The following is a 7,396-nucleotide window of genomic DNA, read 5'->3' as shown; positions in this document are numbered from 1 at the left end:
AACGATTTTTGGTATTGCTTGTTGTACTGGCCATTACGGGTTGCGCTGCGACCTCCAGGACTGAGGTCAAACGCGGAAAAAAAGGCCTGCACATTAACTGCTCAGGACTCTCTTCTTCCTGGGACAAGTGCTACACCAGTGCGGCCAACTCATGCGGGCCGAATGGCTACAAGGTGATCGCCAAATCCGGAGACGCCGTGGAAGACCCGGGTGACTATCCGTTTGGACTCAACCCTGCCGGCTATACCAGCCGCAGCATGATCGTCATCTGCAAGTAACCAGGTGCGCTCCTATTCAGCGCGTTGACCGGCTATCTGGCGTCCGATTTCTTCGTAGCTGGAATGCAGTACGGTGCGCTGGACCTCCGGATTCACCAGCATTCGCGCAACCACCAGCGCGCCAACGCACTGCGACAGAATAGCCCAGGCCAGGCTGTCACTCTCCAGGATCTGAGCCCAACTTTCCTGCAGCCGACAGATCCACTGCTCGGCTTGCTGGCGTACCGCGATGTCCGAGCGAGCGATCTCGGCGCCCAATGTCGGCAGTGCGCACCCGGACTCGGGATGCTCGACGTGCGCCATGCTCAGGTAATGCTTGAGACAGCGCTCCAGCCTGGTTCGACTCAACTCGCCATTAGCACTCAATCGCTCAAGACTCTGACACAGCTCACGCTCGACGATCGAGCTGAAGAGTTCGTCTTTCGAGGAAAAGTGGCTGTAAAACGCACCACCACTGAGCCCGATGGCCTTCATCAAGCCATCGACCCCCACCGTGCAAAAACCTTCTTTCTTGGCTGACACCGAGCTGCTTTCAAGCAGCTTCTGCCTGGTTTCCAACTTGTGACTGGCTGAGTAACGCATCGCTTCTCCCGAGAATCCATCGCCTTGACGTCTTCAAGATCGTAGCATAACGTTCGTTTGGCTAACGACCGTTTACCAAAGAGAGATGACTATGACCACAGCTAGCAATAACAAGAAAGTCGTACTGGTTGTCGGTGCTGGCGATGCCACCGGCGGAGCTATTGCCAAGCGTTTCGCACAGGAAGGGTTTGTTGCCTGCGTCACTCGTCGCAGCGCAGACAAGTTGCAGCCATTGGTCGATGCCATTCAGGCCAGTGGCGGTGAAGTCCACGGTTTTGCGTGTGATGCGCGCAAGGAAGAGGATGTCGTCGCGCTGGTTGAACAAATCGAAAGCCAGATCGGCCCGATCGAGGCGTTCGTCTTCAACATCGGCGCCAATGTGCCGTGCAGCATTCTTGAAGAAACCGCCCGCAAGTATTTCAAGATCTGGGAAATGGCCTGTTTCTCTGGATTCTTGAACGGCCGTGAAGTGGCCAAGCGTATGGCCACCCGACAACGCGGCACTATTCTATTCACCGGGGCCACCGCCGGCATGCGCGGTGCTGCTGGCTTCGCGGCGTTCGCCGGCGCCAAGCATGGCATCCGCGCCCTGGCCCAAAGCATGGCGCGGGAACTGGGCCCGATGAACATTCATGTCGCCCATGTCGTGGTCGATGGCGCGATCGATACCGACTTCATTCGTGACAGCTTCCCGGAAAAGTACGCCCTCAAGGATCAGGACGGGATTCTCAACCCCGAACACATCGCCGAGAACTACTGGTACCTGCACAGCCAGCCTCGCGATGCGTGGACCTTCGAACTGGATCTGCGGCCCTGGAGCGAACGCTGGTAAGCCATCCTCTCTAATAACAATCAGAGTGCATCGAACATGAGCAAACGCGTAGAGTTCTTCTTCGACCTCGGCAGCCCTGCCACTTACCTGGCCTATACCCAACTACCGAAAATTTGTGAGCAAACCGGTAGCCAGCTGATCTATCAACCGATGCTGCTAGGTGGCGTATTCAAGGCCACCGGCAATGCCTCGCCGGCAACGATTCCGGCCAAGGGGCATTACATGTTCCTGGACCTGAATCGTTACGCCAAGCGCTACGACGTGCCATTCCAGCTCAATCCATACTTTCCCATCAATACCCTTTTATTGATGCGCGCCGTCACCGGCATCCAGCTACGACACCCCGAACGTTTCCTCGATTTTATCGATTGCCTGTTCCGTGCGTTCTGGGTGGATGGTCGCAACCTCAACGACCCGGCGACCGTCGCCGCTGTGTTGACCGAACATGGCTTCGACCCTGATGAAACGCTGACCTTGACCGCCGATGAGGAAGTCAAAGCAGCACTCAAGGACAAAACCGAGCAGGCGATCCAGCGCGGCGTGTTCGGTGCGCCGAGCATGTTTGTCGACAACGAATTGTTCTTCGGTCAGGATCGCCTGGACTTTGTCCGCGAAGCCTTGGGCTAGATCTCGATAACCAGTCGGCCCTGCGCCTCACCCGAGGCTTGCAGGTCATAGGCTGCCTCGGCGGTTTGCAGCGTGAACCGCCGGGGATCGAGCAAAGGCTTCAACAAGCCTGCTTCAATCAACTTCGCGGCCTCGCCAAGTATCTGCCCGTGCCGCTCGCGACCGTTGCCGGTCAGCAAAGGCAGCAACGTGAAGATTCCCGAGTAACTCGCCGCCCGGAACGACAATGGCGCCAGACTGTGTTGCCCCCAGCCGAGACAGCTCAACACGTGCCCCTGATAAGTGCGCACAGCCTTGAACGACGCATCCAGCGTCTCGCCTCCGACTGTGTCATAAACGATATCGAAACCCTCCCCCGCCGTATGCTGCTGTACATACTGTTCAACCGACTGCTGGCGGTAGTCGATAAAGGTTGCACCGAGGCTTTCGATAATCGCCTGCTGCCTCGCCGACCCCGTGGCAAATACCTCGGCACCGAATGCCCGGGCCAACTGCACCGCCACATGCCCGACGCCACCAGCGCCACCGTGAATCAATACCTTGTGATCAGTCTGAACCCGAGCGCGATCCAGCAAGCCTTCCCACGCGGTGATCAACACCAGCGGCAGCGCTGCCGCCTCAGTCATGCTCAGATTGCTCGGTTTGCGCGCCAGCAACCGCGCATCAACAGCGGCGAATTGCGCCAGTGAGCCTTGCTGACCGCCAATCCCGGTCGCCATGCCATACACCTGATCGCCGACCTGCCAATCGCTGACCCCGGCACCGAGCGCTTCGACAATCCCTGCCAGATCCATACCCAGCACCGCCGGCAATGGCTGACGGGCATGAGCTGCCTCCCCGGCGCGGATTTTCCCATCCAATGGATTCACCCCACTGGCGATGATTCTGACCAACACCTGCCCCGCTTCAGGCACGGGCTTAGGGATGGAGGCCAAACGAAACGGTGCATTGGCCGAGTCGACGATCAGGGCGAGCATTTCAAGTGAGTCAGTCATTTCGCAATCTCATGTCAGTGGAGAGTTGCGTTGATCATCCGCCCGCCCACTCATGCCGATAAGACGCTATATAGCTATAGTGACCATGCCTATTTGGAATCAATGAGAAAGCCCTTGGACAAACTCAATGCAATGGCGGTTTTCGTAAGAGTAGTCGAGCGTGGCAGTTTCTCTGCTGTCGCTCGGGAACTGCAGACCAGCCAACCGACCATCAGCAAAATCCTCCGGGCTCTGGAAACAGAGCTTGGAGGCAAGCTGATTGCCCGTAGTACTCGCCAGCTTTCGCTGACCGACGAAGGCCAGCGTTACTACAACGAATGCCGACAGATTCTTGCGGCGGTCGACTCGGCCGAACACAGCTTTCAGTCCGGACGGGAAGCGGTCGCCGGACCTTTGCGAGTGGGCTCCTCCGTCAGTTTCGGGCGATTGCAGATTGCTGCGCGACTGCCGGATTTCCTTGAGCGCTATCCACACGTTGAAATCGATTTACAGCTCAGCGATCAGAATCAGGACCTGGTCAGCGAAGGCCTGGACGTCACATTACGCATTGGCGAGTTGAGCGACTGCGGTTTGATCGCCCGGCAGATCGGCACCACCCATCGAGTCACCGTCGCCAGTCCCAACTATCTGGCTCGCCGTGGCCAACCACACACACCGGAAGAACTGAACCAGCATAACTGCCTGCTGTTCAACCTGCTGAGCAGCCAGAATCAGTGGATCTACGAAAAAAACGCTCAGCGCTACAACGTGCGGATCAAAGGCAACGCCCAGAGCAACAATTCGGAGGCGATACGCGAGATGGTGTTGGGCGGGCTAGGCATTGCGCTGTCGCCGGTGTGGTTATTCAGCGAGGATTTGAAGGCTGGTCGGGTGATCGCGATCCTGCAGGACTACCGCGCACAATCGTTGCCGATCCATGCGGTGTTCCCGGCCAATCGTCGCCAATCGGCCAGGGTCAAGGCGTTCGTCGACTATATGAGCGAAGCATTCGCCCACGCACCCGAGCTTGCGCCGCCGTCCGAAGACTGACGGCGCACCACCGACTCAGATTGCGGCGGTTCGGGTGTTCAGCCACGCCAGCGCAGCACCGTCAAGCAAAGGGCTCAAACGTTCACGAACTTGCGCGTGGTAAGCGTTAAGCCACTCGCGCTCGTCCTGAGTCAGCAACGAAGGCTCCAGACAACGGGTGTCGATCGGGCACAAGGTCAGGGTTTCGAACTTGAGGAACTCGCCAAACTCGCTGCTGCCTGCCACGCGGTTCAACACCAGGTTCTCGATCCGCACGCCCCAGCGACCTGGACGATAAGTGCCCGGTTCGATCGAGGTGATCATCCCCGGCTGCATCGCGGTTTGCGGCGCCGGTGCGGCTTGGTAGGCAATCACTTGCGGGCCTTCATGAACGTTCAGGAAGTAGCCGACGCCATGCCCGGTGCCGTGACCATAATCCACGCTCTCCGCCCAGATCGGCGCACGCGCGATGGCGTCGAGCAACGGCGAAAGAATGCCGCGCGGGAACTGTGCACGGGACAAGGCAATCACCCCCTTGAGTACGCGTGTACAGTCGCGTTTCTGCTCGGCGGTCGGCGTGCCCACCGGCACCATCCGCGTAATGTCGGTGGTACCGCCCAGGTATTGACCGCCGGAGTCGATCAGCAACAGGCCGTCGCCTTCGATCACCGCGTGCTCTTCTTCGGTCGCGTGGTAGTGCGGCATCGCACCGTTGGCGTTGAAGGCGGCAATGGTGTTGAAGCTCAGCGACACATACCCCGGACGACGGGTACGGGCGGCGGTCAGGTGTTCGTCGATGGTCAGTTCGGTGATGCGTTCACGACCGAGGGCGCTGTCGAGCCAGGTGAAAAACTCGCAGAGCGCCGCGCCGTCCTGCTCCATGGCCTGACGGATGTGTTCGGCATCGGCGAGACTTTTCTGCGACTTGGCGAGGGTGGTCGGGTTCAGACCTTCAATCAGCTTCACGCCGCTGCCGAGGTTATTCAGCAAACCGCTAGTCACCCGTGCTGGATCGACTTGCAGGCTTGCACCATTTGGCACGGCAGCCAGCGCCGAGGCCACTTCGCTGTAGTCGCGCAGGGTAACGCCGTCCTGTTCGAGGATCGCGCGCAATGGCGCATCGACCTTGCTCAGCGCGACAAACAAGGTTGCCTGCTGCTGGCCGATCAGGGCGAAGGACACGAATACCGGGTTGAACGACACATCACCGCCGCGCAGGTTGAACAGCCAGGCGATGTCGTCGAGGGTGGCGATAAAGTGCCAATCGGCACCGCGCGCTTTCAGGCTTTCACGCAGCTTGGCGAGTTTCTCGCCACGGCTGACGGTGGCCTGCGGCGGCAAGTGCTGATAGATCGGTTGATTCGGCAGGCTCGGACGGTCGCTCCAGACCTCGTTCAACAGATCGATATCGGTGCGCAGCCGTGCGCCACGCTCCTCAAGCTTGCTGCTCAGTGAGCGTGCCGACGCCACGGCCATCACCGCGCCATCGACCGCAACCACGCCTCCTTCCGGAGTTTGTTCGGCCAGCCAGTCCAGCGGGCCGGGTTGACCAGGCTGCAGTTTTACCAACTCGATACCGCTGCCCTTGAGCTCCTTGGTCGCCTGTTCCCAGTAGCGACTGTCGGCCCAAACGCCCGCGAAGTCCTGGGTAACAATCAACGTGCCGACCGAGCCATGAAAGCCCGACAACCATTGCCGCCCTTGCCAATAACCCGGCAGGTATTCCGACAAATGCGGGTCGGCCGACGGCACCAGCAGGGCGTGGATGCCCTCCCGGCTCATCAGCTCGCGGGTATGCGCCAGGCGCTGGGGAACCGCTCCATGGGTCAAAGGCTGCGTACTCATCATGTCTCCTGCTAACCACTTTAATTTTGTTATAGGGCGCTGACTTTTGGTCTGCGCATCAGGATTGGGCGGTAGCCCAGAACGCCGGTGCACTGGCGGTTGCTGCTTTAATCAATTGTGCGGCCTGATCGATGTCCTGCTCGGTGGTGAAACGCCCAAGACTCAAGCGAATGGTCCGACCCGCTGCCCGCACGTCGTGCCCCAGGGCCAGCAGCACATGGGACGGCGCATTGCTCGCGGAGTTGCAGGCCGACGTCGCCGAAAAGGCGATCGAAGCACTCAAGGCCTGGGAATTGAACTCGCCTTCATTGAAGGTCAGGCTCAGGGTATGGGGAATGCGTTGGGTCGGGCTGCCGTTCAAGCGTAGACCGGCAATACCGCTGAGCTGCCCAAGCAAGCGCTCGCGCAGACGGGCGATAGTCGCCGCCTCTTCAGCAAAGTGTTCAGCCGCCAGCGCAAAGGCTGCGCCCATGGCTGCGATCTGGTGCGTGGCCAGGGTCCCGGAGCGTAAGCCGCCCTCGTGTCCACCGCCATGGATCTGCGCCTGCAAGCGCTGCTGGGCACGCGGGCCGACGTAGAGTGCACCAATCCCCTTGGGACCATAGATCTTGTGGGCGGAAAACGACATCAGGTCCACCGGCCATTGGGCCAGATCAATCGCTATCTTGCCCGCGCCCTGTGCAGCGTCGACGTGAAACAACGCGCCGTGCTCACGCACCCGCTGACCGATGGCCGGGATGTCGTTGACGGTACCGAGTTCGTTATTGACCAGCATCAGCGACACCAGAAAAGTGTCTTCGCGCAGTGCCTCGCTGACCGCTTGCGCAGTGATCAGGCCTTCGGCATCTGGCAGCAGATAAGTCACGGCAACCCCGGCATCCTGCAATTGCCTGGCGGTATCGAGGATCGCCTTGTGCTCGATCTGGCTGGTGATGATGTGCCCGCCGGACTGCCCGCGGGCCTGAGCCACGCCTTTGAGGGCGAGGTTGTTGGATTCGGTGGCGCCGGAAGTCCAGACGATCTGCGGCGCTTGCGCGCCCACCAGGTCGGCGACTTGCTGGCGTGCCTGCTCGACCGAACGCCTGGCCTGTTGGCCATAGGCGTGGGAACTGGAAGCCGGGTTGCCGAAGTTACCGCTGAACCCCAGGCAGTCGACCATCACCTGAATGACCCGCTCATCCACTGGTGTGGTGGCGGCGTAATCAAAATACAAAGGACGTTTATTCATA

The 7,396-nt window shown here is 59.7% G+C and carries 8 protein-coding genes (1 of these 8 only partly in view); 4 read left to right on the top strand and 4 right to left on the bottom strand.

Going from position 1 to position 7,396, the window contains the following annotated elements:
* Positions 1-278, top strand: partial view of a hypothetical protein gene (locus AABM55_RS09370; RefSeq protein WP_347929387.1) — the 3' portion only. Its footprint begins 4 nt before the window's first position; only the last 278 of its 282 coding nucleotides appear in the window; its start codon lies beyond the left edge, outside the window; the stop codon is at positions 276-278.
* Positions 279-290: 12 nt separating this feature from the next.
* Here the strand turns inward: AABM55_RS09370 and AABM55_RS09365 are convergent, their stop codons facing one another.
* Positions 291-860, bottom strand: coding sequence for a TetR/AcrR family transcriptional regulator (locus AABM55_RS09365; protein ID WP_347929386.1), 570 nt, complete (start codon positions 858-860; stop codon positions 291-293).
* 91 nt (positions 861-951) lie between these two features.
* On the opposite strand from AABM55_RS09365, the gene AABM55_RS09360 reads away from it, so the two are divergent.
* Positions 952-1,692 carry an SDR family oxidoreductase gene (locus AABM55_RS09360; RefSeq protein ID WP_054596415.1) on the top strand — a complete coding sequence of 247 codons (741 nt, stop codon included), beginning with the start codon at positions 952-954 and terminating at the stop codon, positions 1,690-1,692.
* Positions 1,693-1,728: 36 nt separating this feature from the next.
* Entirely contained in the window at positions 1,729-2,319 is a 591-nt protein-coding gene (locus tag AABM55_RS09355) for a 2-hydroxychromene-2-carboxylate isomerase (protein ID WP_054596414.1), read from the top strand.
* On the opposite strand, the gene AABM55_RS09350 is transcribed toward AABM55_RS09355, so the two are convergent.
* Positions 2,316-3,314: a zinc-dependent alcohol dehydrogenase family protein gene (locus tag AABM55_RS09350; RefSeq protein ID WP_347929385.1), complete on the bottom strand. Its 999-nt coding sequence runs from the start codon at positions 3,312-3,314 to the stop codon at positions 2,316-2,318. The genes AABM55_RS09355 and AABM55_RS09350 overlap by 4 nt on opposite strands.
* Positions 3,315-3,428: 114 nt before the next feature.
* Between AABM55_RS09350 and AABM55_RS09345 the strand changes: the two genes are divergently transcribed.
* Positions 3,429-4,343, top strand: coding sequence for a LysR family transcriptional regulator (locus tag AABM55_RS09345; protein WP_347929384.1), 915 nt, complete (start codon positions 3,429-3,431; stop codon positions 4,341-4,343).
* Between the two features lie 15 nt (positions 4,344-4,358).
* On the opposite strand, the gene AABM55_RS09340 is transcribed toward AABM55_RS09345, so the two are convergent.
* Together AABM55_RS09340 and AABM55_RS09335 are read right to left on the bottom strand one after the other, a co-directional pair.
* Positions 4,359-6,167 (bottom strand): aminopeptidase P family protein, encoded by a 1,809-nt coding sequence (locus AABM55_RS09340; protein ID WP_347929383.1) that lies wholly within the window; start codon positions 6,165-6,167, stop codon positions 4,359-4,361.
* A 58-nt stretch (positions 6,168-6,225) separates the two neighbouring features.
* Positions 6,226-7,395 carry an aminotransferase class V-fold PLP-dependent enzyme gene (locus tag AABM55_RS09335; RefSeq protein WP_347929382.1) on the bottom strand — a complete coding sequence of 390 codons (1,170 nt, stop codon included), beginning with the start codon at positions 7,393-7,395 and terminating at the stop codon, positions 6,226-6,228.
* Position 7,396 lies beyond the last annotated feature (1 nt).

The sequence above is a fragment of the Pseudomonas helvetica genome (assembly GCF_039908645.1).
Lineage (GTDB): Bacteria > Pseudomonadota > Gammaproteobacteria > Pseudomonadales > Pseudomonadaceae > Aquipseudomonas > Aquipseudomonas helvetica.
The sequence above is the reverse complement of the archived record's forward strand: the minus strand, read 5'-3'. Positions and strand labels throughout refer to the sequence as shown.